The sequence below is a fragment of the Pseudomonas wayambapalatensis genome (genome assembly GCF_049942315.1).
GTDB lineage: Bacteria > Pseudomonadota > Gammaproteobacteria > Pseudomonadales > Pseudomonadaceae > Aquipseudomonas > Aquipseudomonas wayambapalatensis.
The window spans coordinates 44,371-61,424 of the sequence record NZ_JBNFMU010000180.1; the positions used below are offsets into that span (position 1 = coordinate 44,371).

The following is a 17,054-nucleotide window of genomic DNA, read 5'->3' on the forward strand; positions in this document are numbered from 1 at the left end:
AGCCACTTCAGTGCAAAGACGCTGTGTAGCTCTGTCTTATTTCAGCAAGTTCGCCTGCTGAATACTTTATGGCGACGTGATAAGGCAATACGTCAGAAACAAAATAATGAAAAGATGACCACACTATCACAAGAAATGTTAAACCACACACAGCGAAAACTATTATGTTTATCATTGATAGTGGCATTAATATTGCTGTGCAAAGCGCTATAACTAAAAACACCTCGGCCAGGGATGTGGTGCGTCGAATTTTCTTGATATTTCTATCAATCTCGACTTTTGCACCGAGACCCAAAGCTTTGCGTTGGACGTCATTTCCTTTTACATCATGGAACTTTAGTGTTATGTCAATTACAAGAGTTTTAAATTCTTCTTTCAGAGTAAATAGGTAGAACAAACCTTCGGACATGCTACGACACAGCCAGGCTGTGGCTATCACAAATCCCACCGAATAAAGGAGCTGTAGCATTGTAAGAGACGGGATGACGCCATCAGACATATCCAACATGTTTTTGACCTTTATTTGGGAAAGGCCACAAAAAACCACATCCGAAAGGTTATTACTGGAAATGAATATAGACACCACGAAGAATAGCCAGGCAAATATGTTTGCCAGGCTAAACTTGAAGCCAAGCTCCTCATCATACCTTGCCTTGCAGTATTCTAGCAGCTTATCCATTACGCCAACCTGATGAAGAAAACATCTCCGCCCTTCGCATCATATGCTCCCCCTTCAAATATTGGGCTTCCAAGAAATGTCATTGGAACAGCGGAGCCCAGATATTTCTTGATCTGCTCGAACTCTACTTCACTGCTGTAGTTTAGTTTTACAGTTCTTTCGGTGACCACATTGGTCACCTTAGCAGATTTATTCCCCGAATCCAATTCTGTGACTTTGACCTGGAATATTAAAGGCTCCCCGAGATGCCTGTTCGAAACCATGGAGTGGAAATTTTCGCTTGATACTCTGTCAAACTTGAAAGGGATAGGTCTATCTGCATCCACGATTATTTCGATTGTGCTTTTTCCCGCGTTCGGGTGTCTAACAACACTTATCAGCTGATCAATTTCCTTATTTATTGCTCGGTCTCCATACGGGTGCTGCGATGCATTTGGAACATAGTTTTCATATGTCTCAGGGGTAATTATTCCGAGTGATACTTGCTGATCTCTCTGGACGGCCTGCTGCACTAATGAGCCAGCATTCACCAACGCTTGCGCTCGTGACTTTTCTACCGCTGGACTGATTGCGCCGACTATGCGTTTCAGCGTACGTTTGATACGTGGACTATTTTCCACAAACTCAATTATGAAGCCACCATCACGGGGCGGGCGAGACCACAATTCGGTCTCTATATAATCTTCTGCACTGAGCCGGGCATTTTTCCAAACCTCACCGTACTTTACATCTAGATGGGCTCGGTTTACTGCACCCTGGAGGTGATGCAAGCTCCGCCCAAGAGTGCGCAAGCTAACGGTATGGTTTCTAGTGATATCGCCATCAAAATGCAAATGCAGTGTACTCATACGTGCTTCCCTGCTGTATACCGGACAGACTGACTTTTGGCATAAGAAAATGAAATGGGACTGGTGATTGGCCAAGTGCCATCACCAAGTATGCACGATCCAATCGTCACATTCAGCCACTTTCAGATACATATGTCTGAAATTCGCCGCTGCGGGCCGGTCTGCTCTGATCATTCGGTGAGGTGCAAGACCCCACATGGTCATTATTGGGGCCCACGGACGGGGACTATGAAGGGGTTCTGCGCGTTTGATTTTCAGCGTTAGCCAGCGCGCTTCCTGCCGCGCACCGATGGCACGAAACGGGGAACGAAAGGGGAAAACGACGCGCTCTACAAGAAAAAAGGCTTGCGATATTCTCGCAAGCCTTTGATTTTTTTGGTGGGCCCACACGGACTCGAACCGTGGACCAAAGGATTATGAGTCCTCTGCTCTAACCAACTGAGCTATAGGCCCCAGAGGTCGGCCGGATTATAACGAGGGTTTGCTAAGGGTGCCATCTGAAAGATCCGACAGTGCTATGCGAAGAAAGGTGGCGGCGAATTCGTCGGCCGGCAGGGGCAGGCTGACGATGTAGCCCTGGATCTGTTCGCATCCTTCTGCGGCGAGGAAGCGTTGCTGGGCCTGGTTCTCCACGCCTTCGGCGATGATGGTCAACTGCATGCTGCGGCCCAGGGCAATGATGGCGCGGGCGATGGCGGCGTCGTGGGGGTCGTCGGGCAGGCCGCGGATGAACGACTGGTCGATCTTGAGGATGTCCAGCGGCAGGCGCTTCAGGTAGCTCAGCGAGGAGTAGCCGGTGCCGAAGTCGTCGATCGCCAGTTGCACACCGAGGTGCTTGAGCTGATGCAGGATGGCCAGGGCTTCTTCGGCCTGGCTCATGATGAAGTTCTCGGTGATTTCCAGCTGCAGGTCGCCGGCCTTGAGGTGGAAGGTCTTGAGCAGGTGCTCGATCCGCCGGGTCAGGCTGGGCTGGCGCAATTGAGCACCTGCGAGGTTGATCGACAGCGGGCCGAACGCCTGGTAGGTGCGTTTCCAGGTGTGCATCTGCTGGCAGGCCTGCTCCAGCACCCAGTCGCCGAGCTGGAGGATGCTGCCGTTCTCTTCGGCCAGGTGAATGAACTGCTCCGGCGGCACCTCGCCGAAGGTCGGGTGGTTCCAGCGGATCAGCGCCTCGGCACCGACCAACCCCTGGGTCTTGAGGCTGAACTTGGGTTGGTAGTACAGGCTCAGTTCGTTGCGTTCGATGGCGCGGCGCAGCTCATGCTCGAGGAAAATACGCTCGCTGGCCTGGGCAGTGAGGTCGAGGGTGTAGCTTTCGACGCGGTTGCGGCCCTTGGCCTTGGAGCGGTACATCGCGGCGTCGGCGTTGCGGATCAATGTGGCGACGTCGGTGCCGTCCTGCGGGTACAGGCTGATACCGATGCTGGCACTGGTGAAGAACTCGTGCTCGCCGGCCTGAACCGGGGCGTGGAAACACGCCAGTAGCTTGTTGGCGATGGCGCTGGCGTCGCTTGGGCGATGCAGGCCGGGCAACAGGATGATGAATTCGTCGCCGCCCAGGCGGGCGACGGTGTCGACATCGCGAACCTGTTCTTTCAGGCGTTGGGCGATGCCCTTTAGCAAGAGGTCGCCGACCGGGTGGCCGAGGCTGTCGTTGATGTGCTTGAAGCGGTCGAGGTCGAGGAACAGCACTGCGCCCTGGCGGCTGGAGGCCTGGGCGCAGGTGAGGGCAGCCTGCAGGCGGCTCTCGAACAGGGTGCGGTTGGGCAGGCCGGTGAGCGGGTCGTGGTGCGCCTGGTAGTCGAGCTTGGCCTGGGCGTGCTTGAGGCTGGAGATGTCGGCGAACACGGCGACGAAATGGGTGGTCTCGTGCTCACTGTTGCGTACGGCGCTGATGGTCAGCCAACTAGGGTAGAACTCGCCGTTCTTGCGTCGGTTGCAGATCTCGCCCTGCCAATGGCCTTCGGCGGTGAGCTGATGCCACATGGCGACGTAGAAGGCGCTGTCATGTTGACCGGAGGCGAGCAGACGCGGGGTCTGGCCTAGGGCTTCGAGCTCGCTGTAGCCGGTGATCTCGCTGAAGGCGCGGTTGACCGCGCTGATGCGCTGTTCGGTATCGGTGATCAGCACGCCCTCGGCGGTGTTCTCGAAGACCGTGGCGGCCAGTTGCAGTTTTTCCTGCATCATGTGGCGCTCGGTGATGTCGCGGGTGATGGTCAGCATGCAGTCGATGCCGCCGATTGGCAGTGGCCGAGCGGACATTTCACACAGGCGGATCTGGCCGTCGCTACGGCGGATATGGCAACTGAAATCGCGCGCAAAACCATCGCGCTTGAGCAGTTCGATCAGCCGATCACGTTCTTTGAGGTCGACCCAGATGCCCAGGTCGAGGCTGTTGTGGCCAAGACTCGGGTTGATGTCGTAGCCGGTCAGGCGGCAGAAACCTTCGTTGGCTTCCAGCAGCAGGCCATCGCTCTGGCGCGACAGCAGCAAGCCATCGGGAGATGCGTGGAAGGCCTTGGCGAACTTCTCTTCGGAAGTCTGCAACTGTTGCTGGGTTTCCTTGAGCTGGCTGATGTCGCGTACAGCAACCACCAGCGCCGGTGTGCCGTCCAGGTCGAAGCTTTCAGCGGAGGTGAGGCCTGTGAATAACTCGCCGTTGCTGCGCCGGAAGCTCATTTCCAGATTGCGGATGCCGCCCAGTTGCATGCGCTCAAGGATCGTCGGGCCGGAGCCCGCAACGCCCCACAGGTCCAGTTCTGTGGCGGTGCGGCCTATGACCTGGGCTGGGCTCAGGCCGATCTGCTCTTCGAATGCTTTGTTGACCTCCAGCAGGCAGCCGTCGCTGTGGCGGGCGATGAGCAGGATGTCGGGGCATTGCTCAAACACCGAGGCGAACTTCTGTTCGGATAGGCGCAGGGCATCCTCGGTACGTTTGGTTTCGCTGATGTCGATCATCAGGCCGCGCATCAGCGGCTTGTGGCCTTGCTCGATCATGCTGACGATATTGCGTACCCAGAGGATGTGCCCGTCGGCACGCACCACGCGATAGTCGAGGCTGTGGTCGCGCCCGGCGGCGGTTTCGGCATCGCAGTAGGCCTGGGCCCAGAGGGCGTCTTCGGGGTGCAGGATGCCGCGCCAGAAGCCGGGTTTGAGCCATTCCCGCAGCGGATAGCCGAGCAGGCCCTCGGCATGCGGGGAGACGTAGCTGTAGGTGAAGTCGTTGGCGTCGGCCTCCCAGGCGATGGCCGAAAGGCTCTCGATCAGGCTGCGGTAGTGGTATTCGCTGCTGCGTAGCTCTTGCTCCAGAGCGATCCGCCGCGAAATCTCCGAGCTGAGGCGGCGATTGATGCGCAGCATGGCGGCGAGGATCAGCAGCACAACGGCCAATGTCGGCAGGCCATAAATCACTAGGTCGCGCCATAAGCTCCGTTGATCGACGACGTTGCCGACCCAGCGCTCCTGAATGTCACTGATTTCGGTACTGCTCAGGTCGGCCATGACTTTGTCGAGAATGCCGATGAGGATTTTCTGTTCTCGTGGGGCGGCCATGGCCAACTGATAGCGGTAGGGCGTCTCGCCACTGACGTACAGGCCATCGAGCTTGAGCTGGCGCAGGCTCCAGATGCTCGATGCAAGGTCGCCAACCACCGCATCCACTTCGTCGGTAGCCAACGCCTGCAGGGCTGAACTGACATTGGGCAAGGCCACCAGATTGAGGTCCGGGTGGTGGGTGCGCAGCAATTCATGGGGGGCGTAGTTTTCCACGACCGCGATTTTCAGGCCGTACAGGTCTTTGAGGGTGCGTGGCTGAGGGCCGCCCTCGTGGGCGAGGATGACGATGGGGAAATCGAGGTAGGGGCGGGTGAAGGCTAGGTAGGATTGGCGTTCGGGCGTCGACATGATGCCTGGAAGCAAGTCGATACGGTTCTGTCGTGCTTGCTCAAGTACTTGCGACCAATTGCTGGGCTCGACCGGCTGCAGCGTGACGCCCAGGCGTTGCTGGACCAGGGCAATGTAGTCGGCGGCCAATCCCTGATAGCGACCTTCCTGGTCGCGAAATTCGAATGGCGGCCAAGACGCATCCACGCCCAGGCGCAGCTGCGGATGGGCGTTGAGCCAGGCTTGTTCTTCGTCCGTCAGGGTCAGGGCGCCGGCCGCTGTGTTCCAGATCATCAAGAGCAGCAGAAGTGCCGGCATCAAGGGCATGGCGACCTCTCTCTATCAGGGGGCTGATTCGAGTGTAGACGGACGCGGGTGAAGAGTGCCGGTGAATGCGGCAGATTGCCTGCTGCTTTTTGTCGCCCATGAAAAACCCCGGCCTGGGCCGGGGTTCGTCATCACTCGTCGAGGAAGGAGCGCAGATGCTCGCTTCGCGTCGGGTGGCGCAGCTTGCGCAACGCCTTGGCTTCAATCTGACGGATCCGCTCGCGGGTCACGTCGAACTGTTTGCCGACTTCTTCAAGTGTGTGGTCGGTGTTCATGTCGATACCGAAACGCATGCGCAGCACCTTGGCTTCGCGTGCGGTCAGGCCCGAGAGCACGTCGCGAGTGGCTTCCTTGAGGCTTTCGACCGTGGCCACGTCGATCGGGGACTGCATGGTGGAGTCCTCGATGAAGTCGCCCAGATGCGAATCTTCGTCGTCGCCGATCGGGGTTTCCATGGAGATCGGCTCTTTGGCGATCTTCAATACCTTGCGGATCTTGTCCTCAGGCATTTCCATGCGCTCACCCAGCTCTTCCGGGGTCGGTTCGCGACCCATTTCCTGCAGCATCTGTCGGGAAATACGGTTGAGCTTGTTGATCGTCTCGATCATGTGCACCGGAATCCGGATGGTGCGCGCCTGGTCGGCGATCGAACGGGTGATCGCCTGTCGGATCCACCAAGTGGCGTAGGTCGAGAACTTGTAGCCACGGCGGTATTCGAACTTGTCCACCGCCTTCATCAGGCCGATGTTGCCTTCCTGGATCAGGTCGAGGAACTGCAGGCCGCGGTTGGTGTACTTCTTGGCGATAGAGATCACCAGACGCAGGTTCGCCTCGACCATTTCTTTCTTGGCGCGACGGGCTTTCGCCTCGCCGATCGACATGCGACGGTTGATCTCTTTGATTTCCGCGACGGTCAGGCCGGTCTCGGTCTCAAGGTCGATCAGCTTCTGCTGGCAGGCGACGATCGCGGCGTCCTTCTCACCCAGGGCGGCGGCCCACTTGGTGCTGCGCTTGGCGAGGTCACCGCTCCAGGTCTGGTCGGTCTCGTTGCTCGGGAACAGGCGCAGGAAGTCGGCACGCGGCATGCGGGCATCACGCACGCACAGTTGCATGATCGCGCGCTCCTGCTGACGCAGGCGGTCAAGGGCACCGCGGACACGCTCGACGAGCACGTCGAACTGCTTGGGCACCAGCTTGATCGGCATGAACAGATCGGCCAGGGCCTGGAGCGCCGCAACGCTTTCCTTGCCACTGCGACCATGCTTCTTCAGGACCTTGTTGGTGGCCTGGAGCTGATCGGAGACGGCGCCGAAACGCTGACGGGCAACTTCTGGATCGGGGCCGCTTTCGCCCTCTTCCTCGCTGTCGTCGCTGTTTTCGTCGCCTTCTTCTTCGTCCTCCGACTCTTCCTTCGCCGCTGCAGTCTTGGCGCCTGGGATCGGTACTTCTTCGGTAGGCGCGGCGATATTGTCGTCAGGGTCGATGTAGCCGCTGAGAACGTCCGACAGACGGCCGCCTTCGGTCGTTACACGGTCGTACTCGCCGAGAATGTGATCGACGGTGCCCGGGAAGTGAGCGATGGCGCCCATGACTTCGCGGATACCTTCCTCGATGCGCTTGGCGATTTCGATCTCGCCTTCGCGGGTCAGGAGCTCGACGGTACCCATTTCACGCATGTACATGCGTACCGGGTCGGTCGTGCGGCCGATATCGGTTTCAACGGCCGCCAACGCTGCGGCGGCTTCTTCGGCTGCGGCTTCGTCGGTGTCGGCTTCCGCCAACAACAGGGCATCCGCATCCGGAGCACTCTCGAATACGTTGATCCCCATGTCGTTGATCATGCGGATGATGTCTTCCACCTGTTCCGGATCTGAAATATCCTCAGGCAGGTGGTCGTTGACCTCCGCGTAAGTCAGGTAGCCCTGCTCACGACCGCGGGTGATCAACTCTTTGATACGAGATTGCTGTTGCGCTTTTCCGGACATAACACCCTATCCACTGAAGGTCTTGGCGGGCAAAAAACAAGCCGAGGATTATACCCGAGCATGGACCTCACGCGCCAGATGAGGTCGGGGTTTGTGCGGGAACATTCCTGCTGAGCAGGGCGAGCAACTGGGATTTTTCCTCGGTGCTCAACTCACTTTGACGTGCTTTCCTGAGCAGATGTTCCAAGCTTCGCTCGCGCTGGCGGGCTGACAAGCTAGTTATGGTGTCGAAAAACTGTTGTTCAAGGTTATCGGCATCGATCAGCCATTCCTTCTCTGCCAGCGCCCGCAACAGACGCCCCTGTTCGGTGCCGTGCCAGCGTGCGATCAGCTGCATGGAGCTTAGCCCAGGATTCTTCTGCACGGCTTCGATCAGGGCCACCAGCAACTGGCTGTAAAGATGTTCTTCGTCGGCGAAATGGCTCGCGTCCTCGACCTTTCCGGCCAGCAGCGGATGGTGCAGCAATGTGCGCAAGGCCGCGAGCGCCGGGGGTTCGACCGGTGCCGGTGTGCGTGGAGGCGCTTCGTCGCGCTGCCAGCCCTTGCCGCCCTTGCGGTTCTTGTCCCAAGGCTTGCCATTGCCATCCCAGGGCTTCTTGCCACCCCCCTTGTTGGGTGTCCAGGGGCGCTGCTCCTGCTGGGTGGGGGCGTAGTCGTAATGCTGTTCGCTGAAGTCCGGCGTGTAGCTGGCCATGGCATCGTAGTCATAGCCTGGATCATAGTCCGGTACGCTGGGTGCGGGCGTATTCTGCGCCAACTGCTCCATTTGTTGGACATCAAGACCAGTAATTTCCTTCAAGCGATTGCGCATTAACTGGCGCAGATTGGCGCCCGGAATCTTTTCGATCAACGGTGCAGCCAGGGTCGCCATGTGCGCCTTGCCTTCCAGTGAGCGTGGGTCGGCTTCGCTGGCCAGTTGCTCGAAGAAATAGTCGGCGAGCGGCTGGGCGTGCTGATGGATGCGGGCCTGGAAGGCGTCGGTGCCTTCGGCGCGGACCAGCGTATCCGGATCTTCCCCTTCGGGCAGGAACAGGAAGCGCGCACGCCTGCCATCCTGCAGGTTCGCCAGGGTGGCCTCCAGTGCGCGCCAGGCCGCCTTGCGCCCGGCCTGGTCGCCGTCGAAGCAGAACAGCACGTTGGGCACCACGCGGAACAGGCGCTTGAGGTGCTCTTCGCTGGTCGCGGTGCCAAGGGTGGCCACGGCGTTGCGCAGGCCTTGCTGGGCGAGGGCGATCACATCCATGTAGCCCTCGACCACGATGATCTCGTCGAGGTTGCGGTTGTGCTTGCGTGCCTCGAACAGCCCGTACAGTTCCTGGCCCTTGTGGAACACCGGGGTTTCCGGGGAGTTCAGGTACTTGGGCTTGTCATCGCCCAGCACGCGCCCTCCGAAGGCGATCACCCGGCCTCGACTGTCGCGGATCGGGAACATGACCCGATCGCGGAAGCGATCGTAGCGCTTGCCGGTCTCGGCGTTCTCGATCAGCAGGCCGGCGTCGATCATCACCTTCTGTTGCAGGGTGTCGGCGCCAAGGTGCTTGAACAGGTTGTCCCAGCCCGGCGGGGCGAAACCCAGGCCGAAATCACGGGCAATTTCGCCAGACAGGCCGCGGCCCTTCAGGTACTCGACCGCTGCCTTGCGTGTCGGATGGTTGCGCAGCGCCTGGCGATAGAACTCTGCAGCCGCTTCGAGCAGCGGGTACAGCGGCGAATCAGTGGGCTGGCGCGGCTTTTGTCCGCGTCGCCCCTCTTCGCGCGGCACTTCCATGCCTGCGGCGCGGGCCAGTTCCTCGACCGCCTGGGGGAAGTCCAGGTTGTCGTGGTCCATGATGAAGCCCAGGGCGTTGCCCCCGGCGCCACAGCCGAAGCAGTAGTAGAACTGCTTGTCGGGGCTGACGGTGAAGGACGGCGTCTTTTCCTTGTGGAACGGGCAGCAGGCCGAGTGGTTCTTGCCGGTCTTCTTCAGTTGGATGCGCGAACTCACCACGTCGACAATGTCGGTGCGGTTGAGGAGGTCGTCGATGAAACTCTGGGGAATCAGCCCGGCCATGGCAGTCTCGTTATCTGGCTACTGGCAAGTCTAATCGCTGGAGAGAGCAACAAGGGAGATGCGTGTCTGCGTTTCACCTGCCGCATCGGGCATTCTGGTGAGGCGTATGAATTCTGCCCATGGGCGTTTGCCGGGGCGCCCAAGGCACATGACCGAGGGGTGAAGCGACAACTGCCATTAGCCCGGCACGAGGCCGGGCTGGGCAGAAGCTTTGCGTAGAACGTCTGTATTAGTACAGGCGAACGGCGCGGCGCTGTTCGCGCTGAACTTTCTTGGCGTGACGCTTAACAGCGGCAGCAGCTTTGCGCTTACGCTCGGCGGTCGGCTTCTCGTAAAACTCGCGGCTACGAACTTCAGCCAGTACACCGGCTTTTTCGCAGGAGCGCTTGAAACGACGCAGAGCTACGTCGAAGGGTTCGTTCTCTTTAACTTTGACGGCTGGCATCCAGGGCTACCTTAATTCATTACCGGGGTAGACGTGCTCCTGGCAAAACAAAGGTGTGCTGGAGAACGTCGGTTTTCAAGGGTTGCGGATGTTAACCCTTAGCGTGGCGGAATGCAAAGCCTCTGATCGAAAACCGCTGGTCGGCACTCTGCACGGGGACTAGAATGCGCGGCTTCGAATTCAGCCTCCACAAGGCACGGACCCATGCTAGTACTGGGATTGGAAACATCCTGCGACGAAACTGGCGTCGCATTATACGACAGTGAGCGCGGCCTGCTGGCCGATGCGCTGTTCAGCCAGATCGACCTGCACCGCGTCTACGGCGGCGTGGTGCCCGAGCTCGCCTCGCGCGATCACGTCAAGCGCATGCTGCCGTTGATTCGCGAAGTGCTGGATGAAGCCGGCTGCATCGCCGCCGACATCGATGCCATTGCCTACACCGCAGGCCCCGGGCTGGTCGGTGCGCTGCTGGTTGGCGCCTCCTGTGCACAGGCGCTGGCGTTCGCCTGGGACATTCCGGCAATTGGCGTTCACCATATGGAAGGCCACCTGCTGGCGCCGATGCTCGAAGAGCAGCCGCCGCAGTTCCCGTTCGTCGCCTTGCTGGTATCCGGTGGTCACACGCAGTTGGTGCAGGTCGATGGCATCGGCCAGTACGCGCTTCTGGGTGAAAGCCTGGATGACGCGGCAGGCGAGGCCTTCGACAAGACGGCCAAGCTGATCGGTCTGAATTATCCCGGCGGCCCCGAGATCGCTCGCCTGGCCGAGCAAGGTACGCCCGGACGCTTCGTATTCCCGCGGCCGATGACCGATCGCCCGGGGCTTGAGTTCAGCTTCAGTGGCCTCAAGACCTTCGCCCTGAACACCTGGCAGCAGTGCCGCAATGCCGGTGACGACAGCGAGCAAGCCCGTTGCGACCTGTCGCTGGCATTCCAGCAGGCGGTGGTGGAGACTCTGACCATCAAGTGCAAGCGTGCCCTCAAGCAGACTGGCCTCAAGCGCCTGGTCATCGCCGGTGGCGTGAGCGCCAACCAGGCGCTGCGGGCATCGCTCGAGGACATGCTCGCGAGCATCAAGGGCAATGTGTATTACGCGCGTCCGAAGTTCTGCACCGACAACGGCGCGATGATTGCCTACGCCGGCTGCCAGCGCCTGTTGGCCGGGCAGCAGCAGGATCTGGCGATCAGTGTGCAGGCGCGTTGGCCCATGGAGCAGTTGCCGCCGCTGTGAGGCAGAGTTTTTCCCGCGAGTGATTCAGAAATGTCGTTCGCGGCCGGCAAACAGGTCGCGCAGGTTGCTACGGTGTCGCCAGACTATAAGTACTGTCAGCACCGTCATTGGCAGCAGCGCGGCCGGTTCGCGCCAGGCCAGCAGCGGCAGGGTCAGCGGCGTGGCGATCAAGGCCGCCAGCGAGCTGGTGCGGGTGAGGTAGAAGGTCAGCAGCCAGGCGCCGATCGCCAGCAGCGCGGCGGGGAAGTACAGGCCCATGAGCATGCCCGCCGCAGTGGCGACGCCCTTGCCGCCCTGGAAGCGGAAGTACAGCGGAAACAGGTGGCCGATCACGGCGCACAGGCCTATCCAGGCCTGGGCCTGCAGGCTCAGGCCGGCAAGGCTCGCCAGCAGCACGGGCAGCAAACCCTTGCACAGGTCGCCGAGCAAGGTGAGGATGGCCAGCTTGCGGCCTGCCAGGCGCAGCATGTTGGTCGCGCCGGCGTTGCCCGAGCCGCTGGAGCGCGGGTCGGGGTTGCCACTGAGGCGGCTCAGGACAATGGCGAAGGACAGCGAGCCGAGCAGGTAGGCGAGCAGCGCCAATAACCAAAACATGCTAACTATTCCGGGCGGGGACGCCCTGATTCTAACGGCGCCAGTCGCCCTTGTCGTGCTGTGGAGAGAAGTGCTTGGACAGAGTGTTCATCGAGGGACTGGAAGTCGATACCGTCATCGGTGCCTATGACTGGGAGCGGGATATTCGCCAGTGCCTGCGCCTGGACCTGAGTTTTGCCTGGGACAACCGCCCGGCGGCGGCCGGTGACGACCTCAGCCTGGCGTTGGACTACGCCAGTGTCTCGGCACGTATCCAGGCCTTTGCCGAGCAGTCGCGCTTCGAGCTGGTGGAAACCTTTGCCGAGCGCCTGGCGGCGACCTTGATGGAAGAGTTCGACATTCCGTGGATGCGGTTGAAACTGACCAAGCCCGGTGCCGTACCTGCGGCCCGGGGTGGCGTGGGCGTGGAGATCGAGCGCGGATGTCTCTGAGCACGGTTTACCTGGGGCTGGGCAGCAATATCGACCGCTACCGGCATCTGTGCGCCGGGCTCGATGCGCTGGCGCTCTTTCTCGGTGACATGCGCTGTTCGCCGGCGTTCGAGAGCCAGGCGGTGGGGATCAAGAGCGGGCCGTTCATCAACTTCGTGGTCACGGGCAAGACCGACCTGCCCCTGATGGAGCTGGATCGCCGACTCAAGTTCATCGAGGCGGACAACGGGCGCTATGCCCCGGGGCGCAAGGGCTTGCCGCTGGATATAGACGTATTGATGTATGACGATCTGCACGGCACGTTCGATGGGCTGGTGTTGCCTCGGGCCGAGATCCTGAAGAATGCCTTCGTGCTGTGGCCGCTGTCGTTGCTGGCGCCGGAGCTGGTGCATCCGGGGGCGGGGAAAAGCATGGCGCAGTTGTGGCAGGAAGCGCAGATCGATCAGGTGTTGGCGCCGATCGACTTCGAGTGGCGTGGGTTGCAACTGACGCCTGCGTAAGCCTTGCCGACCTCTTCGCGGGCAAACCCGCGAGAAGGCCGGTCGAGTCAGCTGGCTCGGTAAGCCACGAGCGCTTTCAGGCGTTGGCCTTTGAGTGCCTCCCCCAGGCCCTGGCCGGTGAGCCCCGCCTCCACCAGCGGCTTCACATCCACCGACCGCGCTGCTGCCGCAGCCCCGCGCAGATAATCGGCCTGTGGATAATCCGTATCACCCTGCGACATCGCACAGGCAGCGATGAAGTCCTCGAACCGCTGTGGCCTTCGATAAACGTCGAACTTCTGCAACATCTCCAGTAGCTCCACAGGCGTTAGCTGCAAGGCGTCGTCAGCCTGCCTGGCAAATTCCCCTACCAGCACGGCCAGTTCCTGGCATTCCCGCGGCGCCTTGAAGCGTTGGTTCAGCGCCTTGATCTGCGCCGTTTCCAGGCCCCGCAACAGGCATGCCCAGCGCACGGCCAAAGGCTGCTGATGTTGGGCTGCCTGGCGCAGCGCCGCCAACGTGCCCGCGTTATGCTCCAGTTCGGGCATCAGCTCCTTCAGGGCGCCACATTCACGCAGCACCTGGATAAACACCTGCGGCTCGCTTTCCAGTAACGCCCGTTCGATCTCCTTCCAGCTGCGTTCGGCCGTCAATGCCTGCAGCTCACCTGACTCGGTGATCTGGCGCATGAGCTCAAGGGTGTCGTCGGCAACCTGAAAACCGAGCGGCGCATAGCGGGCGGCAAAGCGGGCAACGCGCAGTACACGCAAAGGATCTTCGGCGAATGCCGGGGAAACATGGCGAAGAATGCGCTTATCCAGATCAACTTTGCCATGGTAGGGGTCGTACAGGTTGCCTTGGTCATCCTCGGCCATCGCATTGATGGTCAGGTCGCGGCGTATCAGATCTTCCTCCAGTGTGACTTCGGGGCTGGCGTGAAAGGTGAATCCGCCATAGCCGCGACCGCTCTTGCGCTCGGTGCGCGCCAGGGCGTATTCCTCGCCGGTTTTCGGGTGGATGAAGACGGGGAAATCCGCGCCTACCGGGCGAAAGCCCTGGGCCTGCATCTCTTCGACCGTAGCGCCGACCACCAGCCAGTCGATATCGCTGACCGGGCGCCCGAGCAGACGGTCGCGAACCGCGCCGCCAACTTTATAGATGTGCATGTACAACCTCCGTGACTGCCGACAGCATACCTTGTCGGCAGTCACGAGGTCTCAGAGGTGGTGGATGACGGCGAGGTCCATGCGGCCGTAGTCGCCTGGCTCTCCATGCTCGCCGCGGGGCGGCATGTGGTGGGTCTTCATCACCTGATCGCCCTGTACGGTTTCCAGGTGGATGTCGAAGCCCCACAGGCGGTGCAGGTGCTTGAGCACTTCCTCGGTGGAGTCGCCCAGCGGTTTGCGGTTGTGCTGCTGGTGGCGCAGGGTGAGCGAGCGGTCGCCACGGCGATCGATGCTCCAGATCTGCACGTTGGGCTCGCGGTTGCCCAGGTTGTACTGCGCCGCCAGTTGTTCGCGGATGGTGCGATAGCCTGCCTCGTCGTGAATCGCTGGCACCAGCAGGTCGTCGCGTTGGTCGTCGTCGAGGATGCTGAACAGCTTGAGGTCGCGGATCACCTTGGGGGAGAGGTACTGAAGGATGAAGCTCTCGTCCTTGAAGCTGCTCATGGCGAACTTGATGGTCGACAACCAATCGCTGCCGGCGATTTCCGGGAACCAGCGACGATCTTCTTCCGTCGGGTGCTCGCACATGCGGCGAATGTCCGTGTACATGGCAAAGCCCAGGGCATAAGGGTTGATGCCGCTGTAGTAGGGGCTGTCGAAGCCGGGCTGGAACACCACGCTGGTGTGCGACTGCAGGAACTCCATCATGAAACCGTCAGTGACCAGGCCTTCGTCGTACAGGTCGTTCATCAGGGTGTAGTGCCAGAAGGTCGCCCAGCCTTCGTTCATCACCTGGGTCTGGCGCTGCGGGTAGAAGTACTGTGCGATCTTGCGCACGATCCTCACGACCTCACGCTGCCAGGGCTCGAGCAATGGCGCGTGTTTCTCGATGAAGTACAGGATGTTTTCCTGGGGTTCGGCGGGGAAACGCGCGTCGTCCCTGTCGCTGCCCTTTTCCGTGCCCTTGGGGATGGTGCGCCACAGGTCGTTGATCTGCCGCTGCAGGTGTTCCTCGCGCTCCTTCTGGCGCCGGCGTTCTTCCTCGGCGGAGATGGGGTAGGGCCGCTTGTAGCGGTCGACGCCGTAGTTCATCAGGGCATGGCAGGAGTCGATGAGGTCTTCCACGGCATCGATGCCGTGGCGTTCCTCGCACTGGGCGATGTACTGCTTGGCAAACACCAGGTAGTCGATGATCGAGCTGGCGTCGGTCCAGGTGCGGAACAGGTAGTTGCCCTTGAAGAAGCTGTTGTGCCCGTAGCAGGCGTGGGCGATCACCAGCGCCTGCATGCAGATGGTGTTTTCTTCCATCAGGTAGGCGATGCAGGGGTCGGAGTTGATGACGATTTCGTAGGCCAGGCCCATCTGTCCACGGCTGTAGGACTTTTCGGTGCTGAGGAATTGTTTGCCGTAGGACCAGTGGTGATACCCCAACGGCATGCCCACCGAGGCGTAGGCGTCCATCATCTGTTCGGCAGTGATCACCTCGATCTGGTTGGGATAGGTATCCAGCGCATAGCGCGCGGCCAGGCGGCTGATTTCCCGGTCGTAGGTCTGGATCAGCTCGAAGGTCCATTCCGAGCCGGTGGAAATGGGTTGGCGTCTCTGTGCTCTGGCGGTCATGTGGCTAACCTGCGCTGGAAGAGTTCACGGAAGACCGGGTAGATGTCACCGGCCGAGACCAACTGTTGCTGGGCGAAGGTGTCGGGAAACGCTTCGCCGATACGTTCGTACTCGTACCACAGTGCCTGATGCTCACGGGGGGTGATCTCGACATAAGTGTAGTACTGCACGTGCGGCATGATCTGCTTGGTCAGGATATCGCGGCAGATGGGGGAGTCGTCGTTCCAGTTGTCGCCATCCGACGCCTGGGCGGCATAGATGTTCCAGTCGCTGGCCGGATAACGCTCGGCCATGATCTCCTGCATCATCTTCAGAGCGCTGGAGACGATGGTGCCGCCGGTCTCGCGCGAATAGAAGAACTCTTCTTCATCCACTTCGCGGGCGCTGGTGTGATGGCGTATGAACACCACCTCGATGCGTTCGTAGTTGCGCTTGAGGAACAGGTACAGGAGGATGAAGAACCGCTTGGCGATATCCTTGGTGGCCTGGGTCATGGAGCCGGAGACGTCCATCAGGCAGAACATCACTGCCTTGGAACTGGGGTTGGGCTGCTTGACCAGCAGGTTGTATTTCAGGTCGAAGGTGTCGAGGAAGGGCAGGCGGTTGATGCGCGCCTTGAGGCGTACGATCTCGGCCTCGACCTCCTGGATGTCGGTGAAATTGTCGGGTTCCTCGACTTTCAGCCGCTCCAGTTCCTTTTGCGCTGCGCGCAACAGGCCGCGGCTGCTGCCGGTCAGGGCAATGCGTCGGGCATGGGCCGAGCGCAGTGTGCGCACGATGTTGATGCGTGACGGGTTGCCCTCGTTGGCGATACCCGCGCGTACGGTCTTGAAGGTGTCGGCGCCGGTCAGGTGACGCTTGACCAGGTTGGGCAGCTCCAGGTCTTCGAACATGAATTCGAGGAACTCTTCCTGGGTGATCTGGAAGACGAATTCGTCCATGCCCTCGCCGGAATTACCGGCCTTGCCGCGCCCGCCACCGCCACCACCGCCTTGCGGACGAGCGATATGTTCGCCTGCTGTGAATTCCTTGTTGCCCGGATGAACGATGGTCTGCTTGCCGCCACGGCCGTGGTGCAGCACCGGTTCGTCGATATCGCGTCCGGGGATGCTGATCTGCTCACCATGCTCCATGTCCATGATGGAGCGGCGGCTCACCGCCTCTTCGACGGCCTTCTTGATGTGCTCACGGTACCGGCGTAAAAAACGCTGGCGGTTGACCGTGCTCTTGTTCTTGCCGTTCAGGCGTCGGTCGATTACGTAGCTCATGGTGCCTCCGCTAAGAGCAGCTGCAAGCGTCAAGCTGCGAGACAAAACAG

Annotated in this window: 13 protein-coding genes and 1 tRNA gene; 3 read left to right on the forward strand and 11 right to left on the reverse strand. The window is 60.3% G+C overall.

From position 1 onward, the window contains the following. Positions 1–7: 7 nt before the first annotated feature. From ACPZMI_RS13125 to rpsU, 7 genes are all read right to left on the reverse strand, one after another. The gene (locus tag ACPZMI_RS13125; protein WP_426352380.1) at positions 8–679 is read right to left on the reverse strand and encodes a hypothetical protein; all 672 of its coding nucleotides are present in this window, start codon (positions 677–679) and stop codon (positions 8–10) included. Beyond that, positions 679–1,527: a hypothetical protein gene (locus tag ACPZMI_RS13130; RefSeq protein ID WP_426352381.1), complete on the reverse strand. Its 849-nt coding sequence runs from the start codon at positions 1,525–1,527 to the stop codon at positions 679–681. Before ACPZMI_RS13130 ends, ACPZMI_RS13125 begins: the two co-directional genes overlap by 1 nt. A 376-nt stretch (positions 1,528–1,903) precedes the next feature. Then, a tRNA-Ile gene (locus ACPZMI_RS13135) sits at positions 1,904–1,980 on the reverse strand. Positions 1,981–1,995: 15 nt separating this feature from the next. Further along, positions 1,996–5,736 (reverse strand): EAL domain-containing protein, encoded by a 3,741-nt coding sequence (locus ACPZMI_RS13140; protein ID WP_426352382.1) that lies wholly within the window; start codon positions 5,734–5,736, stop codon positions 1,996–1,998. A gap of 131 nt (positions 5,737–5,867) precedes the next feature. Next, entirely contained in the window at positions 5,868–7,721 is a 1,854-nt protein-coding gene (gene rpoD / locus ACPZMI_RS13145; protein ID WP_054892208.1) for an RNA polymerase sigma factor RpoD, read from the reverse strand. A 67-nt stretch (positions 7,722–7,788) separates the two neighbouring features. After that, positions 7,789–9,771, reverse strand: a complete 1,983-nt coding sequence (gene dnaG / locus ACPZMI_RS13150; protein WP_186709537.1) for a DNA primase — start codon at positions 9,769–9,771, stop codon at positions 7,789–7,791. A gap of 229 nt (positions 9,772–10,000) precedes the next feature. Further along, positions 10,001–10,216, reverse strand: a complete 216-nt coding sequence (gene rpsU / locus ACPZMI_RS13155) for a 30S ribosomal protein S21 (protein WP_003255575.1) — start codon at positions 10,214–10,216, stop codon at positions 10,001–10,003. A 204-nt stretch (positions 10,217–10,420) separates the two neighbouring features. Here rpsU and tsaD point away from each other — a divergent pair, with 204 nt between their 5' ends. Then, the gene (gene tsaD, locus ACPZMI_RS13160) at positions 10,421–11,446 is read left to right on the forward strand and encodes a tRNA (adenosine(37)-N6)-threonylcarbamoyltransferase complex transferase subunit TsaD (protein ID WP_426352383.1); all 1,026 of its coding nucleotides are present in this window, start codon (positions 10,421–10,423) and stop codon (positions 11,444–11,446) included. Positions 11,447–11,470: 24 nt separating this feature from the next. Here tsaD and plsY read toward each other — a convergent pair whose 3' ends face one another. Continuing rightward, positions 11,471–12,040, reverse strand: coding sequence for a glycerol-3-phosphate 1-O-acyltransferase PlsY (gene plsY / locus ACPZMI_RS13165; protein ID WP_186667542.1), 570 nt, complete (start codon positions 12,038–12,040; stop codon positions 11,471–11,473). A gap of 74 nt (positions 12,041–12,114) precedes the next feature. Here plsY and folB point away from each other — a divergent pair, with 74 nt between their 5' ends. Both folB and folK read left to right on the forward strand, forming a co-directional pair. Beyond that, entirely contained in the window at positions 12,115–12,471 is a 357-nt protein-coding gene (folB, locus tag ACPZMI_RS13170) for a dihydroneopterin aldolase (RefSeq protein WP_186667543.1), read from the forward strand. Beyond that, positions 12,462–12,971: a 2-amino-4-hydroxy-6-hydroxymethyldihydropteridine diphosphokinase gene (folK, locus tag ACPZMI_RS13175; RefSeq protein WP_186667544.1), complete on the forward strand. Its 510-nt coding sequence runs from the start codon at positions 12,462–12,464 to the stop codon at positions 12,969–12,971. Before folB ends, folK begins: the two co-directional genes overlap by 10 nt. 47 nt (positions 12,972–13,018) lie before the next feature. Here folK and ACPZMI_RS13180 read toward each other — a convergent pair whose 3' ends face one another. Genes ACPZMI_RS13180 through ACPZMI_RS13190 form a run of 3 tightly spaced genes read right to left on the reverse strand, consistent with a single transcriptional unit; the run spans position 13,019 to position 17,004 of the window. Next, positions 13,019–14,116, reverse strand: a complete 1,098-nt coding sequence (locus ACPZMI_RS13180) for a tRNA nucleotidyltransferase/poly(A) polymerase-related protein (RefSeq protein WP_186667545.1) — start codon at positions 14,114–14,116, stop codon at positions 13,019–13,021. 51 nt (positions 14,117–14,167) lie between these two features. Next, positions 14,168–15,736, reverse strand: a complete 1,569-nt coding sequence (locus ACPZMI_RS13185; protein WP_186667546.1) for a SpoVR family protein — start codon at positions 15,734–15,736, stop codon at positions 14,168–14,170. After that, on the reverse strand, positions 15,733–17,004 hold the full coding sequence (locus ACPZMI_RS13190; RefSeq protein ID WP_054892216.1) for a YeaH/YhbH family protein: 1,272 nt from the start codon (positions 17,002–17,004) through the stop codon (positions 15,733–15,735). Before ACPZMI_RS13190 ends, ACPZMI_RS13185 begins: the two co-directional genes overlap by 4 nt. Between the last annotated feature and the right edge of the window lie 50 nt (positions 17,005–17,054).

What these genes read in the sequence shown, in the direction of transcription:
- folK (WP_186667544.1), top strand. Translation starts at nt 12,462, where the DNA reads ATGTCTCTGAGCACGGTTTACCTGGGGCTGGGCAGCAATATCGACCGC.
- ACPZMI_RS13185 (WP_186667546.1), bottom strand. Translation starts at nt 15,736, where the DNA reads ATGACCGCCAGAGCACAGAGACGCCAACCCATTTCCACCGGCTCGGAA.
- rpoD (WP_054892208.1), bottom strand. Translation starts at nt 7,721, where the DNA reads ATGTCCGGAAAAGCGCAACAGCAATCTCGTATCAAAGAGTTGATCACC.
- ACPZMI_RS13125 (WP_426352380.1), bottom strand. Translation starts at nt 679, where the DNA reads ATGGATAAGCTGCTAGAATACTGCAAGGCAAGGTATGATGAGGAGCTT.
- tsaD (WP_426352383.1), top strand. Translation starts at nt 10,421, where the DNA reads ATGCTAGTACTGGGATTGGAAACATCCTGCGACGAAACTGGCGTCGCA.
- ACPZMI_RS13180 (WP_186667545.1), bottom strand. Translation starts at nt 14,116, where the DNA reads ATGCACATCTATAAAGTTGGCGGCGCGGTTCGCGACCGTCTGCTCGGG.
- ACPZMI_RS13140 (WP_426352382.1), bottom strand. Translation starts at nt 5,736, where the DNA reads ATGCCCTTGATGCCGGCACTTCTGCTGCTCTTGATGATCTGGAACACA.
- dnaG (WP_186709537.1), bottom strand. Translation starts at nt 9,771, where the DNA reads ATGGCCGGGCTGATTCCCCAGAGTTTCATCGACGACCTCCTCAACCGC.
- ACPZMI_RS13190 (WP_054892216.1), bottom strand. Translation starts at nt 17,004, where the DNA reads ATGAGCTACGTAATCGACCGACGCCTGAACGGCAAGAACAAGAGCACG.
- plsY (WP_186667542.1), bottom strand. Translation starts at nt 12,040, where the DNA reads ATGTTTTGGTTATTGGCGCTGCTCGCCTACCTGCTCGGCTCGCTGTCC.
- rpsU (WP_003255575.1), bottom strand. Translation starts at nt 10,216, where the DNA reads ATGCCAGCCGTCAAAGTTAAAGAGAACGAACCCTTCGACGTAGCTCTG.
- ACPZMI_RS13130 (WP_426352381.1), bottom strand. Translation starts at nt 1,527, where the DNA reads ATGAGTACACTGCATTTGCATTTTGATGGCGATATCACTAGAAACCAT.